Origin of the sequence: Panacagrimonas perspica (genome assembly GCF_004364935.1) — a bacterium.
Lineage (GTDB): Bacteria > Pseudomonadota > Gammaproteobacteria > Nevskiales > Nevskiaceae > Panacagrimonas > Panacagrimonas perspica.
In genome coordinates, this window is the sequence record NZ_SOBT01000008.1 from 1,517,109 (window position 1) to 1,542,266 (window position 25,158).

Consider the following 25,158-nt stretch of genomic DNA (forward strand, 5'->3'; position numbering starts at 1 on the left):
CCTTGACCTACCGTCCTGCGCTCCCACACCTCGCCGTCGTCCTGCTGTTGTCGTTCTCGGTGAGCGGCTGCGCACTATGGAGCCGCATGTGGGCGCCCAAGGACGAGCCGGTCGACGAAGAGCCGGTGAAGCAGGAACCGGTGATCAGCAGCGAAGGGACGCTGGATCCGGTGATCGATCCGGACGTGGCGCGCCGCGAAGTCATCGTCCCGCGCATCGACACGGAGAACTACGAGGTGGGCACGTTCCTGGGCGTGCTCAGCGTCGAGGATCTCGAATCGCACCCGATCTACGGCGTGCGCGCCGCCTACCATCTCTCCGAGGACTTCTTCGTCGAGGCCGAGTACGGGCGTTCCGAAGCCTCCGACCAGATCCGCCGCACGATCGGTCAGCCGTTCTTTCCCAAGAAGACGGTCTCGCTGGACACCTATGGCGTGAACATCGGCTACAACCTGCTGCCGGGCGAGTTGTTCCTCGGCTCCAGCCGCGCGATCTCCGCAACGATGTACGTGCTCGGCGGCGCCGGCGACACGCAGTTCAACAACGAGCACTACCTCACCTACAACGCCGGCATGGGCCTGAAGCTGCTGCCCACGGACTGGCTGAGCCTGCGACTCGAGATGCGCGATCGCATGTGGGAGTCGGATCTCCTGGGCAAGGACAAATTCACCCACAATTTCGAAGCCACGCTCGGCGTGGCGGCGTTCTTCTGAGCGGAGCCCCCCGATGCATCGACTTCGCGTGATCCTCACGCTGATGATCGGTCTGCTGGTCTGCACACCGCAGGCGCCGGCCAGCGCCGACATGACCGGAAAGCCGGCGCCCGATTTCGCGCTGCGCAGTCTCGACGGCAAGAACCGCCGGCTTTCCGAGATGCGCGGCGAGGTCGTGATGATCAACTTCTGGGCGACGTGGTGCGGACCCTGTCGCGAAGAGATGCCGCTGCTCGATCGCATCTACCAGCAGTACCAGCCGGTGGGATTCCAGGTGCTCGGCGTCAACGTCGACGAAGCCGGCGGCCGCGCCGCCGAGATGGCGAAGACGCTCGGCGTGTCGTTCCCGGTGCTGTTCGACGACGACAAGTCGGTGAGCAAGCTCTACGACATCGGCTCGATGCCGATGACGGTGCTGATCGCCCGAGACGGCACCGTGCGTTACCTGCACAAGGGTTACCAGCCGGGCGTCGAGCGCGACTACCTCGACCAGATCCGCCTGCTGCTGAAGGACTAGGACGCCCATCGTGATGAAGACCGTCGTCTCCAGCCTGCTGCTCGCCGCCCTGCTCTCGGGCTGCGCCGAGTTCGCCTACAAGCCCGTCATGCCGTACGAACGCGAACGGCTCGCCGATCCGCTGATGTCGCTGTCGCGCGATCCGGTTTCCGATGCGCACCTGCAGCACGTGCAGGAGACGCGCGAAGGTGCGCGCGGCGGCGCCGGCACCGGCGGTGGAGGCTGCGGATGCAACTGATCGCGTCCGGCTTCTGGCATAAGCTGCGCGACCGCCTCGCCATCGGCATCCCGGCGCTGCTGGCGCTGCTGCCTGGCCAACGTGCCGCGGCGGCAGTGCTGCCCGAAGAACGCGCCGACACGCTGTACCACCTCTACGACGGCGGCGGACAGACCGTGCAGGGCCCCGCCCTGCTGGTCCGGAAGAACTTCGCGGAACGCGTGTCGGTGACCGGCGGCTACTACGTGGACCGCATCAGCGGCGCGTCGATCGACGTCGTCACCAACGCCAGCAAGTACACCGAGGAACGCACCGAGTACAGCGCCGGCGCCGAGCTGCTGCATCACGACACCAGCCTGAGCGTTTCGTACACCGACAGCGACGAGAACGACTACCAGGCCAGGACGCTGCGGCTCGGCGTCTCGCAGGACCTGTTCCAGAGCCGCACCACGGTCGCACTCGGATATTCGAGCGGTCGTGACGACGTCGGCCGCGTGCACACGCCGTTCTCCGAGAAGGCCAACCGCGACGTCTACAGCCTGTCGGTGACGCAGGTCATCAACCCGACGTTCCTCGGCAACTTCGCCTACGAGATCACGGCGGACGATGGCTACCTGCAGAACCCCTACCGCTCTGCACGTGTGCAGGGCGGAACGGTGCCGGAGATCTATCCGGGCACACGCACCGGGCACGCGCTGTCCGCCCGTCTCGTGAAGTCCTGGTCGGAGTCGTGGTCCTCGCGGCTCGAAGGCCGCTACTACCACGACACCTGGGAAGTCGACGCCTTCAACATCGGCGTCGGCGCCACCCACCGACTCCCGCGCGGCTGGATCGTCGACGCCTCGTACCGCTTCTACGTGCAGGGCGCGGCCTCGTTCTACAGCGACGACTTCGACCAGCCGATGAATTTCATGGCGCGCGACAAGGAGCTGGCCAGCTTCACCGGCCACACGCTCGGCGCGAAGCTCACGTTGCCGCTGGCGCGCTGGGAGAGCGGGCATGTCCTCAACGGCATCGACCTGAGCACCGCGGGTTATCTGATGCGCCTGCAGTACAGCGATTTCACCGATGTGCGTGACGGCGGCGATTACAGTTTCAACGCCGTCATCGCGCAGGCCTTCCTCACCATCCGGTACTGAACGTGAACTTCCCGAAGTCCCTGAGCGCGCTCGCACTGCTGTGCTGCAGCGTCGCCGCGCCCGGCGCCGAAGCCCCTTCCGCAGGCCTGGACCAGGATCTACAGAACCTGAAGAAGGATGTGCTCGACATCAACCGCGACCTCTTCGTGCTGCAGGAGGACCTCCTGTTCCCTGCCAACACGCAGGTCGCGGTGTTCGTGTCGATGGACGTCGGCCTGTTCTTCGCGCTGGACTCGGTGAAGCTGTCGATCGACGGCGTGGAGCTGGCCCACTACCTCTACACCGAGCGTGAGGCCGAAGCCCTGCTCAAGGGCGGCGTGCAACGGCTCTACGTGGGCAACCTGAAGGTCGGCAAGCACGAGCTGGTCGCGGTGTTCAACGGCAAGGGCACGCACGAGCGCGACTACCGTCGCGGCACCACGCTCGAGATCGACAAGGGCATCGGCGCGCAGTTCGTCGAGCTGAAGATCTCCGACCTGCAGCGCAAGCAGCAGCCCGAATTCGTCACCCGGATCTGGGAGTAGCGTGCGACGTCTGCTCGCCTTCGCGATCGCGCTGCTGCTTTCGGGCGGCGCTGCGCTCGCGGCTGCGGACAAGCCGAAACCCGGCGTGCTGCGCGAAGGACGACAGATCCGCGACCTGCACTACGGCGACGTGCTGTTTCATTTCTACCAGGACGATTTCTTCAACGCGATCGTCGGCTTCACCGCCGCGCGCCAGATGGGCCGTGCCGAGCCGCACGCCGCCGATGGCGAACTGCTGCTGGGCGGCATGCTGCTCAGCTACGGCCAGCACCAGCAGGCCTCGCAGATCTTCCAGGCCCTGCTCGATAGCGGCGCCAAGCAGGAGATCCGCGATCGCGCCTGGTTCTTCCTGTCACGGGTGTCGTTCGACCGCGGTTCGGTGGACCGGGCCCAGGATTCGATCGGCCGCATCACCGGCAAGCTGCCGGGCCGCCTCGAGGACGAACGCCGCCTGCTCGAGGCGCAGGTGCTGATGGGGCAGCAGCGCTACGCGGAAGCCGCGGCGCAACTCGCCGACTGGAAAGGCGGTGAGGACTGGGCCGGCTACGCACGCTTCAACGAGGGCGTCGCGCTGGTGCGTGCCGAGCGCATCGACGAAGGCCTGAAGGTGTTGGAGATCGCCGGCACGACCGGTGGCAGCAGCGAGGAGGACCGGGCGATCCGTGATCGCGCCAACCTCGCGCTGGGTTTCGCCGCGGTCCAGACCGAACGGCACGAGGCGGCGCGCACGGCGTTTCGCCGCGTGCGTCTCGAAGGTCCGTGGTCGAACCAGGCGCTGCTCGGACTGGGCTGGGCCGAGTCGGCGATGGGCCACTATCGCGAGGCCCTGGTGCCCTGGATGGAGTTGCAACAACGCGACCTGCTCGATCCTTCGGTGCAGGAATCGATGCTCGCCATTCCGTACGCGATGATGGGCCTGAAGGCCTACGGCCAGGCCGCCCAGCGCTACGAAAAAGCGATCGCGTCGTTCGATGTCGAGAGCCGCAATCTCGACCGCAGCATCCAGCGCATCCACAGCGGCGCGATGCTCGACGAGCTGTTTGCCGACGACAATCCGAACAGCCTCGGCGGCAACTGGCAGATCGACCGGCTGCCGGCGACCGAAGAGACCCGTTACCTCGTGCGCCTGATGTCGACCCGCGGGTTCCAGGAAGGCCTGAAGAACTACCGCGACCTTCGTTTCGTCCACGCCAATCTGCAGCGCTGGTCACGCGACCTGGGCACGTTCAGCGACATGCTCGCCACGCGGAAGATGCGCTACGAGGAACATCTTCCCGCGGTGCGCCAGGCGATGGAGCGCAACGCGATCGACGTGGCGATGGAGCGTCGCGCAGCACTGGTCGCGCGCCTCTCGACGGTCGAGCAGACGCGCGATCCGATCAGCCTGGCCAGCGCCCGGGAAGCCGCGCAATGGGCGCAGCTGCAGCGGGTCTCGCAGCGGATCTCGCAGCTCGCGCCCGGTCCACAGGCCGACGCCCTGCGCGACCGTGCCCGCGTGCTGCAGGGCGTGCTGCGATGGAACCTCAGTCACGACTATGCGGTTCGTCTGTGGCAGACGCGAACCGAACTGGCGCGCGTCGACAAGGCGCTGGCCGAAGCACGGACACTGCGCACGTCGGTGGTCGAGGCACAGTCCAGCGAGCCCTCGCGGCTCGCCGGCTTCGGCAAGCGCATCGACGCCCAGGGCCCGCGTGTCGCGGCCCTGCTCGTGCGCACCGACGCGCTGCTCGCCCGCCAGCGGCAGGAGCTGCAACAGATCGCGGCCGACGAGCTGACGCTCTACAAGGAGCGACTCGCCGGCTATTCCTCCGAAGCGCATTTCGCGCTCGCGCAGGTCTACGACCGCGCTGCGGTCAAGGCGCCTGCGCCATGAGCCACAGCTTGCATCGCATCGCGATCACACTGGCCTGCCTGCTGACGGTGACGAGCGCATTGGCGGCCAAGAAGGACAAGGAACCCAAGACGCTCGAGAGCCTGTCGAGCCAGAGCATCGAGCTGCCGCCCGATGCGCCGCTGACCGGCGTCGACGCCGGCGCACGCGACCATTACCGCAAGTACCTGGAGACGCCGAGCGCGGATCCCGAGCGTTCCGCCGAGGCGATGCGCCGGCTGGGCGATCTCGAACTCGAGGACGGCGAGGCCGCGGCGCTCGACGCCGACGATGCGCGACTTCCCGCCTCGGCCTACACCGCCGCCATCGCGCGTTACCGCGAGCTGCTGGAACGCTATCCCGACGATCCGCGCAACGACGCGGTGCTCTATCAACTGGCGCGCGCACAGGACAGCGGCGGCGATTCGCTGGGCGCCCTGTCCTCGCTCGACACGCTGGTGTCACGCTATCCGAAGGCCGCGAATCTCGACGAGGTGCAGTTTCGCCGCGGCGAGCTGCTGTTCGGTCACAAGCGCTTCGCCGAGGCGCAGCGTGCCTACGAGGCCGTGCTCGCGCTGCCGAACAAGCCCACGTTCCGGGAGCCCGCCCGCTACAAGCTGGGCTGGTCGCTGTTCCGCCAGGATCGGCACGACGCGTCGGTGCGCGCCTTCCTGTCGCTGCTCGACGCGCGTTTCGAGGGCGTTGCGCCGGCATCGGTCGATGGCGTCGTCGCGAGCATGCCGGTGGCGGTCCGCGAACTCGTCGACGACAGCCTGCGCGCGACATCGCTGTCCTTCTCGTTCGAGCAAGGCCTTCGCAGCCTCCAGCAGGCCATGTCGGAGCGTGCGAAGAACGGTGGCGCCGCTCCCTACGAGCACCTCGTGTACCTGAGTCTCGCGGACCAGTATCTCGAGCAGAAGCGATGGTCCGATGCGGCCGGCGTGTTCTCCGGCTACGTCGAAAGCCATCCGCTCGATGCACGCTCGCAGGGTCTCCAGCAACGCGCCATCGCGGCACTCGACCAGGGCAATTTCCCGGATCAGGCGATCGCCGCACGCGCGGTGTACGTCGAGCACTTCGGGCCGGACCAGCCGTACTGGAAAGCGCAGAAGGCGCCGCCGGATGCGTCGACGCTCGCGGTCCTGCGCGATTCGACGTGGAAGGTCTCGCAACAGCACCACGCGCTCGCCCAATCGAAGTCCTTGTCGGCTGAAGACCGCAGGCGCGAGTACGCCTCGGCGGCCGACGGCTACCGACGGTACCGCGCGTATTTCCCGAAGGACGCCCGAATCCCGGAAGCCCAGTTCCTGCTCGGCGAAGTGCTGTACGACGAGGGCGACTACGCCCAGGCCTTGCTCGCCTACGAATCCTCGGCCTACGAATTTCCGCCTCACGCACACAGCGCGGAGGCGGGGTACGCCGCGCTGCTCGCCTACGAGAAGAACGAAGCCAAGCTGTCCGGCGACGACGCGAAGGCCTGGCATCGCCGTCGCCTCGACGCCGGCCTGCGCTTCGCCGCGGCCTTCCCCGCTCACCAGCAAGCCGCCGCTGCCCGGCTGGGCGCCGCCGAAGGTCTGCTCGCCGGCGGTGCCGCCACCGACGCCGCGAACGCCGCCACCGCCGTCACGACGTCGGCATCCGCGACACCCGATCAGCGCCGCGCGGCCTGGCGCGTGCTCGGCCATGCACGCGTCGATGCCAAGGACTACGCAGGCGCCGAGAAGGCCTACCTGGAAGCCACCCGCCTGGACCTGGCGGCCAATCGCAAGGATCCCGAGCTGCGCGAGCACCTGGCGGCGGCGATCTACCTGCAGGGCGAGAAGGCGCGTGAGGCCGGCGAGGTCGACGAGGCCGCCGCCGCCTTCCTGCGCGTCGGTCGCATCACGCCCGACTCGCCGACGGTGGCCACCGCCGACTACGAGGCCGCGCAGACCTACCTCGCCGCCGGTCGCGCAGCCGACGCCGTACCGATCCTGCAGCGCTTCGCGTCGGCGCATCGCGACAGTCCGCTCGCGTCCGCGGCCACCGCGCGCCTGGCGCTGGCCTACATCGAAACCAGGGACGAAGGTTCTGCCGCCAAGGCCTTCGAGGACATCGCCAACGACAAGGCCACGCCGCGCGCCGAGCAGCAGGAAGCCCTGCAGCAAGCCGCGAAGCTGTACGCGTCGCGCAAGGACGAGGCCGGCCAGACGCGCCTGCTGACGCAGTTCATCACCCGCTTTCCGGACAACTTCGGTGGCGTGCTCGAAGCCCGTCATCGCCTGCTCGGGCTCGCCGTGGCGCGTCACGACGCCACCGCCGCAAAGCAACTGGCCGAACGCCAGATCGCCGACGACGCGGCCGCCGGCACCCAGCGCAACGACCGTTCGCGCTGGCTCGCCGCACAGGCGGCGCTGCGGCTGGCCGATCCGCTGCGCGAAGCGTTCACGGCCACGCGCCTGACGCTACCGCTGGACAAGAGCCTGAAGCGCAAGAAGGCGCAGATGGAGACCGCCCTCGCCGCCTACGGGCGCGCCGCCGACTACGGCGTGGCCGACGCGCTCACCGAATCCACGTTCCGGCTCGGCGAGATCTACCAGGCGCTCGCCCAGTCGCTGTACGACTCCGAGCGACCGAAGAAGCTCGATGCGCAGGCGCTCGCCGAATACGATCTGATCGTGCAGGAGCAGGCATTTCCGTTCGAGGAAAAAGCCATCGAGCTGCACGAGGCCAACGCTCGTCGCGCACGCAGCGGGCTGTACGACGCCTGGGTGCGCAACAGCTACACGAGCCTGGCGTCGCTGGTGCCGGGCCGCTACGCGCGACCGCCGCGTGGACCGTCGCCGTCCCAGACACGCGCAGCACTCGAGGCCCTGGCTACGCAGAACCCCACGTCCGCGCCGGCCCAGTTCCAGCTCGGCCAGGCGCTCGCGGCCGAGGGACGTTTCACCGACGCCGACGCGGCGTTCGCACGGGCTCAGGCCGCCGACGGCAAGTACGCACGCGCGTTCTACGACCGCGCCGTGCTCAACGAGCTCTATCTCGAACAGCCCGCCGAGGCGATCCGCAACTACGAATCCTTCCAGGCTCTGCTCGATCAGTCCGATCCGCAGGTGAAGAGCTGGATCGATGCACTGCGCAAGCGCGCGGCCGCCGTGAGTTCGAAGGGGGCCGGATCATGAGGGCGAGTGGAACAACGGAACGGCGAGCGCAAAGGCGCAAAGAAAAGAAAGAAAGGACGCAAAGACTGTTCGTGATCAGCCTGTCGCGAAGAGATGGCCCTTCTCTTTCCTCTTCTTTGCGTCCTTTCTTTTCCCTTTGCGCCTTTGCGTTAGCCGTTCTGGCGCAAACAAGACGGCCAACAACGACAGTCGCACGAACGGCGCCGCGCATCGGCTGGCTCGCCCTGGCTCTCGGCGTTCTGTCGCTGAATGTCCACGCTGCCGAGGCGCCGCCGGCCAAGCCCGCAACGAAGCAGGACACGAGGCCCGCGCAGATTCAGAAGGATCCGCTGCCGCTGGACACGACGACGATCAAGGGACAACAGGGCCTGCCCAAGGTGCTGAACATCGTGCCGTGGAAGCGGCCCGACAAGAGCGGCATGCCGGGACGGCCCTCGATGTCGCTGGTGGACGAGGCGCTGTCACCGCTGGACCGCGGCGAGACGCGACGGCAACTGCGTTACGAAAACGACTTGCAGGCGACAGCGGCTCCCGCTGCCGCGACAACCGAATCGAAGTGAAGGAGTAGATGCGATGGAATTCTTTGGCGGGATCCTGCGGTTCTTCCAGAACGGGGGCATCTTCATGTTTCCGATTGCCGCGACGGCCGCTTTCGGCATCGCGGTGACCGTCGAACGCTGGCTGTATCTGAAGCGGACGATCGCGAAGAACACGGCGCTGTGGCAGCGCGTCGCGCCGCAGTTGATCGACGGCAACCTCGACGGCGCCGATCGTTCGGCCCAGGGTTCCGAGGCCGCCCTCGCCGGCCTGCTGCGCTACGGCATCGGCCGCATCCGCCAGGGCTGGCCGCGCGACGATCTGCAGCGCAGCCTCGACGGCAGCGTCGCCGACACGATCTCGATGGTCGAGAAGCGCACGCACTACCTCTCGATGCTCGCCAACGTGGCCACGCTGCTCGGCCTGCTCGGCACGATCATGGGCCTGGTGCACGCCTTCGCCGCGGTCGGCCAGGTCAGCGCTGCCGAGAAGGCGGGGCTGCTGTCGTCCTCGATCTCGGAAGCCCTGAACTGCACGGCGTTCGGCCTGCTCGTCGCGATCCCGCTGATGGTCGTCCACTCGTTCCTGCAGTCGCGATCCAGCGAGATCGTCGACATCCTCGACTCGGCCTCGTCGAAGCTCCTCGATGCGGCAGCCGAGCGCAGCCTCTCCACTGGCAAGGTCCCGGGCACCGCGGCACCGCGCGCCGCGGACGAATCCGGCGCCGCGACGCTGGTACCAGCGTGAGCGGATCGCGACACGACGACAGCACTTCCCGAGCACGCGAATGAGTGTCCGCCGCGCACGCCACAAGATCCAAGGCACCGAGCTTCAGCTCACCGCCTTCATCAACCCGATGGTCGTACTCGTCACGTTCCTGCTGGTGAACGTGGCGTTCTCGCATGCCTCGGTGCTGGACCTGCGCCTTCCAGGTCCCGCCGCGGGCAGCGCATCGGCGCCGACACCGGCCGAGAAGCTGCTGCTGCTGGAAGTCACGGTGCGTCAGGGCTCGATCGAGATCGGTGATCGCAACCGTGGTTCGATCGCGAAGATCCCGAACGTCGGCGATGCGCCGGACCTTGGACGCCTCTCCGCCGAATTGATCGCGCTCAAGACGCAGTACCCCGACGAAAACGAAGCCAGCGTGCTGCTCGATCCCGACGTCTCCTACGATCGCCTGGTGCAGATCATGGACGTCGTGCGCGCGCAGCCGATGCCGGCGATCTTCGGCGAGGCGCCGCCCGAACTGTTCCCGCGCATCGCCATCGGCGACGCGGCTGCCCTCGCCCGCTGACATGCACGTCGCCGCCGCCACGCCGTCGTCGTCGGGCCGTCGCCGCCGCAACAAGCCGCGGCCGATGCACCTGAACATCATCTCGCTGATCGACATCTTCACGGTGCTGGTCTTCTTCCTGCTGCTGAACCTGACGCAGACCGAGAAGCTGCCGGAGTCGAAAGACGTGAGGCTGCCCGAGTCGTCAGCGCTGGCCGAGACGCGCGATGCGGTGATCGTCTCGATCAGCCGCGACGAGATCCTGGTGCAAGGCACGCCGGTGGCGAAGGTGGCCGACGTTCTCGCGTCGACCGAGCCGCTGATCGCCTCGCTGCACAGCGCGCTCGACGCCCTGCCGCAGGCGGATCCAGCCGTCGTCGTGGCCAGCCCGGCGACGGCCGAACCCGCGCCCCGCGAACTGACGGTGATGGGCGATCGCGAGATTCCCTACCAGTTGCTGCGCAAGGTGCTGGCGACCTGCGCTGATGCCGGGTTCGAAGGGATCTCGCTGGCCGTGCTGCAGCGCGCGACGCCGGTGGCCATGTCCTCTTCGCAACCGGTCGTGAGCCTCGCGCCCCGATGAGCAGCGCCGTCGCCCTGCCCTCGTTCGCGATGGAACTGCCCTGGGACCAGTGGGCGCAGCAGGATCGACGCTTCCGCCGCATCCAGCTCACGGTGCTCGCGCTGGTGCTGATCCTCAGTGCGCTGATCGCGTGGCTGCCGGCGCCGTCGATGTTGCGTCCGCAGATCGCGCCGCCACCGCTGCCGATCCAGCTCCTGCTCAAACCCAGGCCGCCGGTGACGATCGCGCCCAAGCCCGTCACCGCGCCTTCGCCTGCGCAGGCGCCATCGGTGACGCCGCCCAGGCCGGTTGCTCCGCCCACGCAGAAGCCGCCGCCGGTCCAGAAGGAGACCCGCACGGCCGAGCGCTCCGGCTCGCCGACGCCGGGACCGACGGCGCGCGAACGCGCCAACGCCGCCGGCATCGGCAACCTCGCGAGCCAGCTGTCCTCGCTGCGCGATTCGTCGGTCGCCTCCAAGGCCATCACCGGCCGGCCCGACCTCACCGGCACGCCGCGTCCCGACCGCACGGCGGAGTTCGATGGCGGCAACGCACCCGGGGCCGGCTCGGAGCGCGCGCTGATCACGGCCAAGGCCGGTCAGTCGAGCGGTGGCATCAACACGGCGGCGCTGAGTCGCGGCACCGGCGGCGGCGGCCTGGCCGGTCGCGGCACGACGCAGGTCGCTGGCTACGGCGGCGGTGGCAACGGCGCCGGTCCGGGCATCGGCAACGGCCGTGCCGGTGGCGCGGGCGGTGGCAGTGGTACCGGCAGCGGCGGCACGGGCACCGGCCCGGGTTCGGGCGCCGGCCCGGGTTCGGGCGCCGGCTCCGGGGCGCGCAGCCGCGAGGAGATCGAGATGATCTTCGACCAGAACAAGGGGGCGATCTACGCGCTCTACAACCGCGCGCTGCGCGGCGACCCCGGCCTGCAGGGCAAGCTGGTGCTCGAACTCACGATCCAGCCCAACGGCACCGTGACGGCCTGCCGCGTCGTGTCCATGGAATTCGAGGCCGCCGAGTTCAAGGCGCAACTGGTCAAGCGCGTGATGATGTTCCGCTTCGAGGATCGCAACGTCGCACCGGTGACCACGACCAAGCCGATCGATTTCTTCCCGAGCTGACGGCCGCCGCGCCGATGGCGGGTGCGAAGACCGATTCACTCTCCACTCGATTCAGGGTGGGTTCGCGGGCCCGCGAGCAGAGTGATCGTGCCCAGGCCTTCTTCCTCCCGAAAGCGGCACCGTCCTGCTCGTGGACTCCTACGCCCTTGCCACCGGTGGCAAGGCCTACCGCTGCGACTCGATCGACCCAAGACGCATCGCGTCGTAACCCGTAGGGTGCGCCCCGCGCACCAAAACTTTGTGCTGCCGGTTAATCCTTCCACGGCACGCCAACCACCCGCCATAAAGCCACCGCTCAGCCGCGCGTGGTTTATCTTCCGACAGGCATTGGCCGCCAACGGGAACGTACACACTCATGCAGGGATCCCGCTTCTACCTCTGGGTCCTCGCGGCGATCATCGTCGGCGGGCTGATCGGACACTACGCCCCCGACGTCGGCGTTTCGCTCAAGCCGCTGGGCGACGGCTTCATCTCGCTGGTGAAGATGCTGATCGGCCCGGTGATCTTCCTGACCGTCGTGCTCGGCATCGCCGGTGTGTCGGACGTCAAGAAAGTGGGCCGCGTCGGTGCCAAGGCGATCCTCTATTTCGAAGTGGTGTCGACGATCGCGCTGGTGATCGGGCTGGTCGTCGTCAACGTGCTCAAGCCGGGCGCCGGCTTCGATGCAGACCCGGCGACGCTCGATGCGGGCGCCGTCGCGCAGTACGCGGCCAAGGCCGAGCAGCAGTCGACGGTCCATTTCCTGCTCGACATCATCCCGGCGACCTTCAGCGACGCGTTCACGGCCAACGGACACCTGCTGCAGGTGCTGCTGGTGGCGGTGCTGTTCGGCTTCGCGCTGATCCAGGTCGGCGAGAAGGGCAAGCCGGTGGTCGCCTTCTGCGAATCCGCCGCGCAGGTGTTCTTCCGGATGATCGGCATGGTGATGAAGCTCGCGCCGATCGGCGCCGGCGGCGCGATGGCCTTCACGATCGGCAAGTACGGCGTCGACAGTCTCGGGCCGCTGGCCAAGCTGATGGGCGGCTTCTATTTCACCTGCCTGCTGTTCATCCTGGTGGTGCTGGGCACGATCGCGAAGCTCACCGGCTTTTCGATCCTGCGCTTCATCCGCTACATCAAGGAAGAACTGCTGCTCGTGCTCGGCACCTCGTCGTCGGAGTCGGCGCTGGTGCCGCTGATGCAGAAGCTCGAGCGCATGGGTTGTTCACGCTCGGTCGTGGGCCTGGTCGTACCGAGCGGATACTCGTTCAACCTGGACGGCACCAATATCTACCTGACGATGGCCGCGATCTTCGTGGCGCAGGCGCTCAACGTGGAGCTCACGCTGATGCAGGAACTCACGCTGCTGGGCGTGGCGATGCTCACGTCCAAGGGCGCCGCGGGCGTGACGGGCTCGGGCTTCATCACGCTGGCGGCGACGATGTCGGTGGTGCCGACCGTGCCGGTCGCGGGCCTGGCGCTGATCCTGGGCATCGATCGCTTCATGAGCGAGGCGCGTGCGCTGACCAACTTCATCGGCAACGGCGTGGCCTGCGTGGTCGTGGCGCGCTGGGAGAACGAACTGGATCGCGGGAAGATGACCGAGGTTCTCGGCGCACCCGCGTGAGGCGTCGACGCTACGGCGCTGCGGGAGCCCGGCGATACACGTTGTACGGCTTCTCCGGGTGCCAGCCCGAGACGTCGTTCAGGCGGAACTCCGACTCCGAGACGATCCTGCCGGCGAGGCCTCCGCCGGAGTCGATCGTCAGCAACTCGCCATCGACCGTGTACTTGCCCGTCTCTTCGTAATAGCTGGTCCAGGTCTTCGACCACTTCGAGAACGTATAGAAGCGCGAAGGATCAGTGACGTCGACGTAGGTTCCGGAAAGCGGCTGGCCGCAGCCCGTGAGCGATGCCAGCAGGATCAGCGCAACGGCGAGTCTCCCGATCGGCGGCATGATCGTCAGTCCCGTTTCTGCGTCTTGCTGATGCCACCCATCACGCCCAGGCCCAGCGCCACGGCCGCGCCGATGAGCACCCACTGCGTGTCGATCCCCGCCAGGTGCGCGCCGTAGGCCAGCGCGCCGACGACGATGAACACGCCCACCAGGTAGATCAGGAAATTGCGCATGCGGAGTCCGGGTGGTCGGGAGTGGAAACGAGTGTGGCAAATATCGCGTCGGCAGCGGAAGGGTTCCGTAGCCCGGACGAAGTCCGGGGTTCCGCTTCATCGGCGAGAAAAAACCCCGGACTTCGTCCGGGCTACGGTGGCGACGGTCAGCGCGGCTTGCGACCGCTGGACAGCACCGACGGCATCGGCAGCGCGTAGCCGTCCGCGGTCTTGAAGGCCGTCATCTCCTGCTCGATGGCGCCGCGGATGGCTTCGAGCGCCTGCGGCGTCTGCGCCTTGAGCAGCGCAGCCGTGCGGACCGTGCCGGCCATCATCGTGTCGAACAGGTCCGACGACTTGGTGAAGCGCCAGGTCTGCGGAATCGTGATGACGCGCGTATCGCTCAGGCCGGCCGTCTCCAGCGCCTTCTTCGACACCGCGGCATCGCTGAACTGGAAGAACGGAGGCCCCGGGGGCAGCGGCACGTCCGCCTTGCCGCAACGCGCCACGGCGCCCAGCACGATGCGGAAAGCCGCGGTCTGCTCGGGCGGCGCCCACACCGTGAAGGCGAAGCGCCCGCCGGGAGCCAGCACACGCGCGGCTTCGGCGATCGCGCGGTCCGGATGATCCAGGTGCAGCACGCCGAAGTTCATCGTCACCGCATCGAAGCTGCCGTCGGCCTGCTTCAGCGACTCGGCATCGCCTTCGACGAACTCGAGGCCGGGATTCAGCCGCGCGGCGATGGCGAGCATCGAGGCCGAGAAATCCAGGCCCAGCACCTTGGCGCCACGCTTGGCCGCTTCGGCCGTGACATAGCCGGGACCGCAGGCCAGATCCAGCAGGCGCACACCCGGGCCGGCCTCGACCGCCTTGAGCATCTCCGGCACCGACTGGCTCGTGAGCCGCGCGAACGCGCCGTCGTACTCGTTGGCGGCCGCGTTCCAGCCCTGGTGCTCGAGATCGCGAAAAGCGCTCATCCGTCCTTCTCCTCGTTGTAGGGCCGATCCCGTCGAGGGGATCGGCCTGAATGATCTTCTGCGCGCCGCCGCAAACGCGGCCCGCCCGTTACGCCATGACGACCGGAATCTTGCCGATCTTCGCCTGCCACTTCTTCGGCCCGGTCTCGTGCACGGATTCGCCGGTGGCGTCCACCGCGACCGTCACCGGCATGTCCTGCACCGTGAATTCGTAGATGGCTTCCATGCCCAGGTCCGCGAAGCCGACGACCTTGGCTTCCTTGATCGCCTTGCTGACCAGGTACGCGGCGCCGCCGACAGCCATCAGGTACGCGGCCTTGTGCTTCTTGATCGCCTCGATGCCGGTGGGCCCGCGCTCGGACTTGCCGATCATCGCGATCAGGCCGGTCTTGGCCAGCATCATCTCGGTGAACTTGTCCATGCGCGTGGCCGTCGTCGGGCCCGCGGGGCCCACGACCTCGTCGCGCACCGGGTCGACCGGGCCGACGTAGTAGATCGTGCGATTGGTGAAATCCACCGGCAGCTGCTCGCCCTTGGCGAGCATGTCCTGGATGCGCTTGTGGGCAGCGTCGCGGCCGGTGAGCATCTTGCCGTTGAGCAGCAGCGTCTGACCCGGCTTCCAGCTCTGCACCTCGGCCGGCGTCAGCGTGTCGAGATTCACGCGCGTGGAGGTCTTGAGGTCGGCTTTCCAGGTGACCTGCGGCCAGTCCTCGAGCTTCGGGGCTTCGAGCTTCGCGGGACCGCTACCGTCGAGTTCGAAATGCACGTGCCGCGTCGCGGCGCAATTCGGGATCATCGCCACCGGCAGGCTGGCGGCGTGCGTCGGGTAGTCGATGATCTTGACGTCGAGCACCGTGGTCAGACCGCCGAGGCCCTGCGCGCCGATGCCCAGCGCGTTGACCTTCTCCAGCAGTTCCAGGCGCATCGCCTCGATGTTCGTCAGCGTCTCGCCGCGCGCCTGCTTGGCCTTCACCAGGTGGATGTCGACCGGCGCCATGATCGCTTCCTTGGCCATGACGGTCGCCTTCTCCGGCGTGCCGCCGATGCCGATGCCGAGAATGCCCGGCGGGCACCAGCCGGCGCCCATCGTCGGCACCGTCTTGAGCACCCAGTCGACGATCGAGTCCGAAGGATTCAGGCAGACCATCTTCGACTTGTTCTCGGAGCCACCGCCCTTGGCGGCGCAGGTCACCTCGACATGGTCGCCGGCGACGATCTCGTAGTGGATGACGGCCGGGGTGTTGTCCTTGGTGTTCTTGCGGGCGCCGGCGGGGTCGGAGAGCACCGAGGCGCGCAGCATGTTCTCGGGATTGGTGTAGGCGCGGCGCACGCCCTCATCGACCATCTGCTGCACCGTGAGCGTGGAATCCCAGCGCACGTTCATGCCCACCTTGAGAAACACCACGCAGATGCCCGTGTCCTGGCAGATCGGACGCTTGCCCTCGGCGCTCATGCGCGAGTTGGTGAGGATCTGCGCGATCGAGTCCTTGGCCGCGGGCGATTCCTCGCGTTCGTAGGCCTCGCCCAGCGCCTGGATGTAGTCCAGCGGGTGGTAGTAGCTGATGTACTGGAAGGCGTCGGCGATCGACTGGATGAAGTCGTCCTGGCGGATGGTCGTCATGACTCGGCTCGGAGAGCGGCTGGGAAGGGGCTGGCCGGCATTATCGGCCATCCACAGCGGCCGGTGCGGCGGCGCTACTCGTCCGGGCAGGCCTCGGGACCGTGTAACGGAACGCAACCCCGCTCTTTCGCTTCGCGAAATTCAACACCCGGGCTACGGTGACGAGGGCTTCTCGGGGAAATCGACGGCTCGCGGTTCGACGTTCAGGCCCTGAGAACCGAGACGCAGAGGCCGATCTCTGATTCCGACTTCGTAGCCCGGACGAAGTCCGGGGTTCCCCTCGAATACGGGGCGCAACCCCGGACTTCGTCCGGGCTACGGTGACGAAGGAACCTCGAACAACCGTTCCTCGGCTTCCTCGCTCATGAAGAACAGCCGGTGCTCGCGAACCGCGAAGTCGTCGACGATCATCATCCGCGTCTGGTCCGCACGCTGCGGCAGCTCGACCTTGTATTTCATCGGCGGCGTGCGCTCGGTCGCGTAGAAGCGGTCCCAGTACGCGCGGGTCCATCCGCCCTCTTCGCGGCCGTATTCGAAATACACGGACTCGAACTGCGCCTTGCTGACGTCCTGCACGAGGCGCGCCGTGCTCAGTGCCGGTGGCGGATCAGTTCGACCGGATCGTGCGCGCAGAAGATGTCGATCTCGCCGCCGTGTTGCGCCTTGAGTTCGCGCAGGCGCCGCTGGTTGTTGAGACGCTGCGGGCCGTTCATCTGCATGATGCTCTGGAACGCCATCAGGCCGATCGGACAGTGCGCCGGCGTCTCGACTTCGCCGCGGAAGAAGTAGGCGTCGCCGCAATGGATCATCCACCGGTCGCCCGTTTTCACCGCGACACCGCAGTGGCCGCGCGTGTGCCCCGTCAGCGGCACCAGCAGCACGTCCGGATCCAGCCCCGGAATGGCGCGCAGGGCTTCGAAACCGAACCAGCTTTCGCCTTCCAGCTTGTGCCTCACCCAGTCCGGTCCGTGCGCCCACTGAGCGGAGACGTAGCGCATCTTCTCGCGCAGGCTCGGCGCCATCGCGGCTTCGATCTCGGTGTCGAACACGTGCACCTTGGCGTCGGGAAAATCCGCGATGCCGCCCGCGTGGTCGAGGTCCAGGTGCGTGAGCACGATGTGGCGCACGTCTTCCTGCTTGAATCCGAGCGCGAGCACCTGCGCCAGCGCCGTCTCTTCCTGTCGTAGCTGCGGCCGCACCGTCGCAAGGAACGGACGGCCGAGACGACGCGGATTGCGCACGTCGTCGGTGCCAAGGCCCGAGTCGACCAGCACCAGGCCCTGGGCAGTCTCGATCAGCAGGCAGTGGCAACACATCTCATAGGTGTCGAGAAGTCCGCCCTCGCCCGCCATCAAGCGCCGGCCGTAGGGACACATCGTTCCGCAGTTCAGATGATGAATGCGGATGCCGGATGTCCCCTTCGATTGCGTCGTTGCGCCCATCACAACACCTCGTACGTCATCACCGGTCTCTGGATGCCTTTCAGCGTCGTCTCGCCTTTCTGCTGGCAGGGAATCTGGTCATGGATCAGCAGCTGGGTCGAATGGCTGATCAGCACCTTGCCCGGTTCGCACATGGCCTGGAGACGCGCCGCGAGATTCACATGCTTGCCCAGCGCAGCGTACTTCATGCGCCCGGAGGATCCGAAATTCCCGATCGTGGCCACGCCCGTGTTGATGCCCATGCGCACTCTGAAGATCTCGTCGATGCCATCGGCGCCCCATTTGGCGTTCAGCCTATCGACGGCCGCCTGCATCTGCACCGCCATGCGCACCGCGCGCAGCGCGTGGTCGGCATCGTTGGTCGCCTGCGGCGCGCCGAACAGGATCAGGATGGCATCGCCCATCAGTTCGTCGATGGTGCCGTTGTGGCGGTCCGCGATCGCGGTCATCTCGGTGAAGTATTCGTTGAGGATCCGCGACAGATCCTCCGGCTCCATGCGCTCGCTGATCTCGGTGAATCCGACGAGGTCGGAGAAGAACAGCGTGAGCTTGCGGCGCTCGTGACCGGCGACGGTCTCGGTCTGGCTGTTAGCGATCGCGTCGACGACCTGCGCGGGCACGTAGCGGCGCAACAAGTTGTTGTTCCGCTCGAGCTGGCGTGTCTGCTCGCTGAGCTTGGCGTGCGCATCCTGCAGCAACCGGCTCTGCCTCCTTCTCGCCATCACCACGAGCACGCTGAAGGCGAAACAGAAGACGAAGATGCCCATCACCGTGGAGATCAGGCCCACGATCCAGCCGGCGGAGCGCTGCGCATCGACCGTCCTGTCGACGAGCACCGGCGCGTACGGCAGCACACCCACGACTTCCATCAGGCCGACGGCGCTGATCGACAGCAGGCCGTAGAGAAACGCGAACCAGCCGACGCGGATGTCGTCGTAATAGAGCACGCACAGGATCACCACCAGCGGGAAGATCGCGATCATCGGCGAGCTCCAGGTACCCAGACCGTGGATCGCCGAGAGCAGGCAGGTGCCGTAGCACAGGATGTAGAAATACGCCGTCCAGCGCGCCTCCTTGCCACTGCGTGCGGCCAGCAGGCTGATCGCGAAGTTCGCCGCGATCACCAGGACGAACACGCCCATGAGCTGATCGACCAGCGGCATGTTCATCTTCGCCGTCGATGCGTAGGCGAAGTGCGCGATCGTCGAAGCCCCGATCTGCGCCACCAGGCCAAAGCCGGAGAGCAGCGCGGTCTTGCGGCTCGCGGTCCAGCTGTTGACCTCGATGAAGCGGTCGACCAGCGTCATCGGTTCCACGCTCGTGCGCTCATGCTGCCTCCGGGCTCAGTTCGTACACCTGCACGGGCCGCGCGATGCCCTTCAAGGTCGCCTCGCCGTGCGGAACGGTTCCGATCTCGTCCTGGATCAGCAGCCAGGTCGAGTGACTGACCAGCACTTTTCCCGGCTCGCAGATCGACCGGATCCGCGAGGCGAGATTGACCTGCTTGCCGAGCACCGCGTACTTCATGCGGCCCGAGGAACCGAAGTTCCCGATCGTGACCAGCCCGGTGTTCAAGCCCATGCGCGCCTCGAACGTGGCGTCGATGCCGGCGCGCGCCCATGTCTGGTTGAGCGTCCCCACAGCCCGCTGCATCTCGAGCGCCATGCGCGCGGCGCGCAATGCATGGTCCTTGTCGGTGGTGGCGGTCGGCGCGCCGAAGAAGATCAGGATGGCATCGCCGCTCAGTTCGTCGACCGTTCCGCCGTGCCGGTCCGCGATCTGCGTCATCTCGGAAAAATACTGGTTGAGCATCTGCGCGAGATCCTCGGGGTCGAGGTCCTCGGCGATGGCCGTGAAGCCGACGAGATCCGAGAAGAACACCGTCAGCTTGACGCGTGCAGGACGAAAATCATCGTCGTGGTCGCCGCGGATGATCCGTTCCGCGACCTGCGAGGGCACGTAGCGGCTGATCAGGCGGTTGCTCAGCTCGACCTTCTCGCGCGCCTCGCGAAGCTGCACCGTCTGCAGGCGGCGCGCCGCGAGCACCAGCAGGCTGAGCGTGAAGCAGAAGCCGAAGAACACCAGGATCGGCGCGACCACCCCGCCCGCCCACGACGGCGTCTGCTGTGAATCCATGTTGCGGTCGATGATCGCGGGGGCGTACGGCAGCAGATCGCTCCACTGCAGCCCGGCGATCAGCGACAGCCACAGCAGGCCGAGCACGAACGTGAAGGCGCCGATGCGCTCGTCGAACCACAGCGTCAGCACGATCACGCCGATCGGATACCAGGAGAAGAACGGCGTGCTCCAGTTGCCGGCGGTCTGGATCACGGCGATGACGTAGGCACCGTAGAGCACGCCCACCAGATAGCCGGTCCAGCGCCCCTCGCGCCCGAGCCAGGCCATCACGCCGCCGGCAAGCAGGCAGATGACCAGCACGATCGCGCCGAACGCCACGACGGCGTGGACGACGACCATGTCCACGACCTGGGTGTCGACTTGTGCGGCGATCAGCACGGCCCAGCCCAGTAGGTGGGCCGGCAAGGTGATCGCCATCAGCAGGACGGTCTTGCGGCTCGTGGGCCAGGCGTTGACCTCGATGAAGCGCTCGACCAGCTTCATGCGATCGGTCCGGGTGCGCCGCAGGGGGACGTGGCAGCGCCGACGACGGGCGCCGTCCTCTCCACTGGCTCCACGCAGTTCCCAGGCGCCGCCGCCATGCGCATTCCCCGATGCTCCGCCCGATGCTAGCCCTGCGGCCCGGGTCGGACCAGACCGCTACCGTGCGCCGCGTCTCACTTCGGAAGGCCGCTCGGCGGCGACGCGCTACCGCAACGAGCCCCGTGCCGCAGGGCGGCGGCGGTCAATGCGGGCCGATCACCTGGTAGGTCGTGACCGGCCGTTGCAGGCCCTTGAGCTGCACGTCGCCGCGCGACGCGCACTCCATCCGGTCGTTCACGAGCAGCCAGGTGGCCTGGCTGATCAGGATCTGGGCCGGTTCGCAGATCGCCTGGAGCCTCGCGGCGACGTTCACGTGCGTCCCCAGTGCGGTGTACTTCATGCGATCCGGCGAACCGAAGTGCCCGATGGTCACCACGCCGCTGTTGATGCCCATGCGCACACAGAAGGCCACGTCGATGCCGTCGGCCGCCCATCTCGCATTGAGTACCCTGACCGCCTCCTGCATCTGCAGCGCGGTGCGCACCGAACGCAGCGCGTGATCGCGGTCGTTGGTGAAACGCGGGGCGCCAAAGAGCACCAGGATGGCGTCACCGCTGAGTTCGTCGACGGTGCCGCCGTTGCGCTCGGCGATGGCCGTCATCTCGGAGAAGTACTCGTTGATGATGCGCGACAGATCCTCGGGATCCAGACGTTCCGCGATCTCGGTGAAGCCGACGAGATCGGAGAAGAAGATGGTCAGGCGCCGACGCTCGTTGTCGCCGGTGGCCTGCGCCCCACCGGCGAGAATGTCGTCCGCGATCTGCGTGGGCACATAGCGGCGGATCAGGCGCATGCTGCGGTCGAGCAGCGCATTGGCCTGCCGCAGGCGCGTCTCCTGGACCCGTCGCACGGACAGCGCGAGCCACTGCAGCAGGAAGCTCAGGCTGAGCAGCACCACGGTCACCAACACGTGCGCCGACAGCCAGCCCAGATTGCGCTGCGCATCCACGGTACGGTCCAGCAGCAGCGGCGCGTAGTCGATGACACCCTGCACTTCCAGGACTCCCACCAGCACGATCCACACGAAGAGATAGGCGGCGCTGAACACGCCCACGCGTTCGTCGAAGTAGATCGCCCACAGCGTGATCACCGCCGGGTACCACAGCATGTGCGGGCTGCTCATCGTGCCGAACAGGTGCAGCATCCAGACGATGAACAGCGAATAGACCGCCACCCAGGCGTAAGGGACGGCGCGCCAGTCGCGCGCCGTGTAGACCAGCCACAGGCTCAGCGCGAAGAAGCCAGCGACCGCCCCGCTCCACCATCCCAGGAACGTATCCAGCCGCGCAAGATCGATGTTGGCGCTGGCATCGAAACCGAAATGGGCGACCGTGGATCCCACCAGGTGGGCGAGCAGGACCGGCCCGGTCAGCAGGGCCAGCTTGCGGCTGGCGGGCCAGGTGTTGAACGCGATGAAGCGCTCGACCAGCCGCGTGCGCAGATCAGGAGGCCGTCCATCGTTGGCGGCATCCACGAGTCCGCGTGGATCGGTGTTCGCGGGCACGACGTCGCCCGGCGCCATCGCACCGCGCACCGAAGACTCGGGGGCGCCGGCCGGAATGACGGCGTCAGCCCTGCGAAAGCTTGAATACGCGTCCGAAGTAGCCGCCCAACTCTTCCACGACTTCTTCAGGATTCAGCTCCGGCGTGATGCCGGCCAGCGCCTTGGCCAGGCGCTTCTTGTATTCGAGCTGCATCGCGCGACCGATCTCGATGCGCTGGGCCTGCGGACTGCCAGCGCCGTGCATCGATTCGGTCAGATACCCCACCGCGTTGCGGCCCAGCGTCATGTTCTCGATCAGGCGCAGCATGCGCATGCGCTCCTCGGTCGAGAACGTCGAACGCCCGGCGAGATACTTCTTCAGAAGCTCGCCGATCTCGGGATGGCGGAAATCCTGCTCACTGGGCAAGGTCGCGACCAGCCCGCCGGCAAGATCCTGAGCAATGCGGCCGAGGTCGTACGGCAGCTTGGTGACGTGATGCTTGCAGACGTTGGCGAGCATGTCGTCGGCGAGAAATGCGCCCGACTTCGTCGCGAAGCCCTGGTGGCTGGCGGCGATGCCGGTGCCGTAGATCGTCTCGTTGAGATGCGTCATCTCGACCAGCTTGTCCTTCACGTGACTGGCTGCGTCGGCACCGTTCATTTCTGCGATACTCGCCGCCGCCCCGATCAGCACGTCGCCGACGCCGCTCTTGCAGACGTAGGAACGGCGGTGGTACGCCGTGAAACGCTGCACCAGCATCGCCGCGAAATCGGTCTCGCCGTCCATGAAGACGAGTTCGTTGGGAATGAACACGTCGTCGAAGATCACCATCGCCTCCTGGCCGCCATACATCACGTTGCCCGGGTCGATGCTGCCGCCTTCCATCGCCCGCGTATCGCAGGACTGGCGGCCGTAGATGTAGGTGATGCCCGGCGCATCCACCGGCACTGCACCGACGACGGCCCAGTCGCGGTCCTTCGGGCCGAGCCGCATCGTCGGCATCACCAGCATCCAGTGCGAATTGATGCAGCCGGTCTGATGCGCCTTGGCACCGCGAATCCAGATGCCGTCGGCACTGCGCCGCACGATGCGCACGAACAGGTCCGGATCGGTCTGCTCGTGCGGGGCCTTGCCGCGGTCGCCCTTCACGTCCGTCATCGCGCCACCGACGACGTAGTTGCCGCGATGCATGTCGGTGAGGAAAGCATTCAGCCGCGCGTGGTACGGCGTGGCGTACTGCTCGTCGATCTCGAAGGTGACCGAGTACAGCGCGTTGAACGCGTCCTGCCCGACGCAACGCTGGAAACACGTGCCGGTGAGCTGACCCAGGCGGCGCTGCATCTTGTTCTGCGCGACCAGGTCCGGCGCCGACGTGCAGATGTGCAGGAAGCGGCTGACGCGCTCACCGGTGAACGGCGACACGACGGACGCCAGATCCGGATGTTCCACCGCGAGGTCGTAGGTGCGCGCCAGCGCGTTGATCGAAGGCCGGATGATCGGATGATCCACCGGCTCCTCGACCTTCTCGCCGAACAGCCAGATCGTCAGCCCGCGACCGCGCAGGCTCTCGATGTACTCGGCGCCGTTCGCGATCTTCTTGCGCGCGAGAGGGGGCGTGGAAATATCGTTCATGGCGGCTTCCGAAAAGGGGGCTGCCGCGATGATACGCCGCTCAATCTCCGCCCTTGCGCGCACCGCGGACACCGCCGCGTGTCAGCGCCGCCGGATCCAGCAGGCGTTTCAGACGCGCCTCGGACAGGCCGCTTTCCTCGCGCGCCACGTCCATCACCGGGCGTCCTTCGCGATACGCCTTCTTCGCGATCGCCGCGCCTTTCTCGTAGCCGATCACGCTGTTCGCGGCGGTGATCAGCACCGGATTTCGCGACAGCGGCTCGGCGATGCGCGACTCGCGCACCGTGAAGCCGGCGATGGCCTTGTCGGCCAGCAGCCGCGAGACGTTGGCGAGCATGCCGATCGATTGCAGCAGGTCGTGCGCGATCAGCGGCAGCATCACGTTGAGTTGGAAACTGCCGGACTGCGCGGCGATCGTGATGGTCGCGTCGTTGCCGATCACCTTGGCCGCGACCATGCAGACCGCCTCGGGGATCACCGGATTGACCTTGCCCGGCATGATGCTCGAGCCCGGCTGCAGCGTCGGCAGCTCGATCTCTCCCAGGCCCGCGAGCGGACCCGAGTTCATCCAACGCAGGTCGTTCGCGATCTTGGTCAGCGACACGGCGATCACGCGCAGCGCGCCCGACAGTTCGCATGCGGCGTCCTGGCTGGCGAGGCTCTCGAAGAAATTCGGGCTGGGCACGAAGCGCGGCCCGGCCAGCTTCGACAGGCAGCGCGCGAACAGGGCCGCGAAACGCGGATCGGCGTTGATGCCGGTGCCGACTGCGGTACCGCCCTGCGCGATGCGCAGCACGCGCGGCGTCGCGGCCTCCAGGCGATCGATCCCGTTGCGGATCTGCTGGGCCCAGGCCGAGAGCTCCTGGTCGAAGCGCAGCGGCATCGCGTCCATCAGGTGCGTGCGGCCGGTCTTGACCACGCCGCGCAGCTCGCGCCCGCGACGCTCGATGGTCGTGGCCAGGTGCTGCAGCGCCGGCGTCAGCCGCTCGCGCAGTTCCAGCGCGGCCGCGACGTGGATGGCCGTCGGGATCGTGTCGTTGGAGGACTGCCCGAGGTTGACGTCGTCGTTGGGGTGCACCGCACGGCGAAGGCTGGCCGTGGCCAGGCGCGCGACGACCTCGTTCGCGTTCATGTTGCTCGAGGTACCCGACCCGGTCTGGAACACGTCGATCGGGAATTGCGCGTCGTGCTGGCCGTCGGCCACCGCCAGCGCCGCGCGCTGGATGGCCTTGGCCTTGGGCGCGTCGAGCAGCTTCAGACCGGCGTTGGCCTGGGCCGCCGCAGCCTTGATCAGGCCCAGCGCGCGGATGAAGGCACGCGGCATGCGCAGGCCGGATACGGGGAAATTGTCGACCGCACGCTGGGTCTGGGCGCCCCACAGGGCGTCGGCGGGGACCGCGACCGGGCCGAGGCTGTCGCGCTCGGTGCGGAAAGCGGGCTTCTCGGGTCTGGCGGATCGTCGGGGCATGGGATCTCCGGTGTCGTGGCCTAGCAGTCGGCACGGCCTCATCCTTTACACTTTGTCAGCAATGAATCCCCTGCGTTCCCCGGCTTGACG

24 protein-coding genes are annotated in these 25,158 nt (G+C 67.2%); 13 read left to right on the plus strand and 11 right to left on the minus strand.

Features of this window, described 5'->3' with window-relative positions:
* The first annotated feature begins 2 nt into the window (after positions 1–2).
* From DFR24_RS06900 to DFR24_RS06955, 13 genes are all read left to right on the plus strand, one after another.
* Positions 3–713, plus strand: coding sequence for an outer membrane beta-barrel domain-containing protein (locus DFR24_RS06900; RefSeq protein WP_133880559.1), 711 nt, complete (start codon positions 3–5; stop codon positions 711–713).
* 13 nt (positions 714–726) lie between these two features.
* On the plus strand, positions 727–1,230 hold the full coding sequence (locus tag DFR24_RS06905; protein WP_246051539.1) for a TlpA family protein disulfide reductase: 504 nt from the start codon (positions 727–729) through the stop codon (positions 1,228–1,230).
* A gap of 13 nt (positions 1,231–1,243) precedes the next feature.
* Positions 1,244–1,468, plus strand: coding sequence for a DUF4266 domain-containing protein (locus tag DFR24_RS06910; RefSeq protein ID WP_133881502.1), 225 nt, complete (start codon positions 1,244–1,246; stop codon positions 1,466–1,468).
* On the plus strand, positions 1,459–2,586 hold the full coding sequence (locus DFR24_RS06915) for a DUF3570 domain-containing protein (RefSeq protein ID WP_133880560.1): 1,128 nt from the start codon (positions 1,459–1,461) through the stop codon (positions 2,584–2,586). The genes DFR24_RS06910 and DFR24_RS06915 overlap by 10 nt, the downstream gene beginning before the upstream one ends.
* Positions 2,587–2,588: 2 nt before the next feature.
* On the plus strand, positions 2,589–3,110 hold the full coding sequence (locus tag DFR24_RS06920; protein ID WP_210772350.1) for an AraC family transcriptional regulator: 522 nt from the start codon (positions 2,589–2,591) through the stop codon (positions 3,108–3,110).
* 1 nt (position 3,111) lies between these two features.
* On the plus strand, positions 3,112–4,983 hold the full coding sequence (locus DFR24_RS24365) for a tetratricopeptide repeat protein (RefSeq protein ID WP_162851085.1): 1,872 nt from the start codon (positions 3,112–3,114) through the stop codon (positions 4,981–4,983).
* The gene (locus tag DFR24_RS06925) at positions 4,980–8,141 is read left to right on the plus strand and encodes a tetratricopeptide repeat protein (protein ID WP_162851086.1); all 3,162 of its coding nucleotides are present in this window, start codon (positions 4,980–4,982) and stop codon (positions 8,139–8,141) included. The genes DFR24_RS24365 and DFR24_RS06925 overlap by 4 nt, the downstream gene beginning before the upstream one ends.
* 71 nt (positions 8,142–8,212) lie before the next feature.
* Positions 8,213–8,701: a hypothetical protein gene (locus tag DFR24_RS06930; protein WP_133880562.1), complete on the plus strand. Its 489-nt coding sequence runs from the start codon at positions 8,213–8,215 to the stop codon at positions 8,699–8,701.
* A 13-nt stretch (positions 8,702–8,714) separates the two neighbouring features.
* On the plus strand, positions 8,715–9,425 hold the full coding sequence (locus DFR24_RS06935) for a MotA/TolQ/ExbB proton channel family protein (RefSeq protein WP_133880563.1): 711 nt from the start codon (positions 8,715–8,717) through the stop codon (positions 9,423–9,425).
* Positions 9,426–9,465: 40 nt separating this feature from the next.
* On the plus strand, positions 9,466–9,972 hold the full coding sequence (locus DFR24_RS06940) for an ExbD/TolR family protein (protein ID WP_162851087.1): 507 nt from the start codon (positions 9,466–9,468) through the stop codon (positions 9,970–9,972).
* A gap of 1 nt (position 9,973) precedes the next feature.
* Complete coding sequence (locus tag DFR24_RS06945) at positions 9,974–10,534, plus strand: ExbD/TolR family protein (protein WP_133880565.1); 561 nt, start codon at positions 9,974–9,976, stop codon at positions 10,532–10,534.
* Complete coding sequence (locus DFR24_RS06950; RefSeq protein ID WP_133880566.1) at positions 10,531–11,634, plus strand: AgmX/PglI C-terminal domain-containing protein; 1,104 nt, start codon at positions 10,531–10,533, stop codon at positions 11,632–11,634. The genes DFR24_RS06945 and DFR24_RS06950 overlap by 4 nt, the downstream gene beginning before the upstream one ends.
* A 355-nt stretch (positions 11,635–11,989) precedes the next feature.
* Positions 11,990–13,240, plus strand: coding sequence for a dicarboxylate/amino acid:cation symporter (locus DFR24_RS06955; RefSeq protein ID WP_133880567.1), 1,251 nt, complete (start codon positions 11,990–11,992; stop codon positions 13,238–13,240).
* 10 nt (positions 13,241–13,250) lie between these two features.
* Here the strand turns inward: DFR24_RS06955 and DFR24_RS06960 are convergent, their stop codons facing one another.
* The 11 genes from DFR24_RS06960 to DFR24_RS07005 form a co-directional block, all read right to left on the minus strand.
* Complete coding sequence (locus DFR24_RS06960) at positions 13,251–13,571, minus strand: hypothetical protein (RefSeq protein ID WP_133880568.1); 321 nt, start codon at positions 13,569–13,571, stop codon at positions 13,251–13,253.
* Positions 13,572–13,576: 5 nt separating this feature from the next.
* A complete protein-coding gene (locus DFR24_RS24370) occupies positions 13,577–13,744 on the minus strand; it encodes a hypothetical protein (RefSeq protein WP_162851088.1) in 168 nt (55 codons plus the stop codon).
* 146 nt (positions 13,745–13,890) lie between these two features.
* Positions 13,891–14,700, minus strand: a complete 810-nt coding sequence (locus tag DFR24_RS06965) for a class I SAM-dependent methyltransferase (RefSeq protein WP_133880569.1) — start codon at positions 14,698–14,700, stop codon at positions 13,891–13,893.
* Positions 14,701–14,788: 88 nt separating this feature from the next.
* Positions 14,789–16,321, minus strand: coding sequence for a fumarate hydratase (locus tag DFR24_RS06970; protein WP_133880570.1), 1,533 nt, complete (start codon positions 16,319–16,321; stop codon positions 14,789–14,791).
* 315 nt (positions 16,322–16,636) lie between these two features.
* Entirely contained in the window at positions 16,637–16,897 is a 261-nt protein-coding gene (locus DFR24_RS06975; RefSeq protein WP_133880571.1) for a hypothetical protein, read from the minus strand.
* A 14-nt stretch (positions 16,898–16,911) separates the two neighbouring features.
* Positions 16,912–17,763: an MBL fold metallo-hydrolase gene (locus tag DFR24_RS06980; RefSeq protein ID WP_210772349.1), complete on the minus strand. Its 852-nt coding sequence runs from the start codon at positions 17,761–17,763 to the stop codon at positions 16,912–16,914.
* The gene (locus DFR24_RS06985) at positions 17,763–19,070 is read right to left on the minus strand and encodes an adenylate/guanylate cyclase domain-containing protein (protein WP_133880572.1); all 1,308 of its coding nucleotides are present in this window, start codon (positions 19,068–19,070) and stop codon (positions 17,763–17,765) included. The genes DFR24_RS06980 and DFR24_RS06985 overlap by 1 nt, the downstream gene beginning before the upstream one ends.
* Positions 19,071–19,089: 19 nt before the next feature.
* On the minus strand, positions 19,090–20,385 hold the full coding sequence (locus tag DFR24_RS06990; RefSeq protein WP_133880573.1) for an adenylate/guanylate cyclase domain-containing protein: 1,296 nt from the start codon (positions 20,383–20,385) through the stop codon (positions 19,090–19,092).
* Positions 20,386–20,626: 241 nt separating this feature from the next.
* The gene (locus DFR24_RS06995; protein WP_133880574.1) at positions 20,627–22,018 is read right to left on the minus strand and encodes an adenylate/guanylate cyclase domain-containing protein; all 1,392 of its coding nucleotides are present in this window, start codon (positions 22,016–22,018) and stop codon (positions 20,627–20,629) included.
* A 34-nt stretch (positions 22,019–22,052) separates the two neighbouring features.
* A complete protein-coding gene (locus DFR24_RS07000) occupies positions 22,053–23,600 on the minus strand; it encodes a 4-hydroxyphenylacetate 3-hydroxylase family protein (protein WP_133880575.1) in 1,548 nt (515 codons plus the stop codon).
* Positions 23,601–23,640: 40 nt separating this feature from the next.
* Positions 23,641–25,068 (minus strand): class II fumarate hydratase, encoded by a 1,428-nt coding sequence (locus DFR24_RS07005; RefSeq protein WP_133880576.1) that lies wholly within the window; start codon positions 25,066–25,068, stop codon positions 23,641–23,643.
* Between the last annotated feature and the right edge of the window lie 90 nt (positions 25,069–25,158).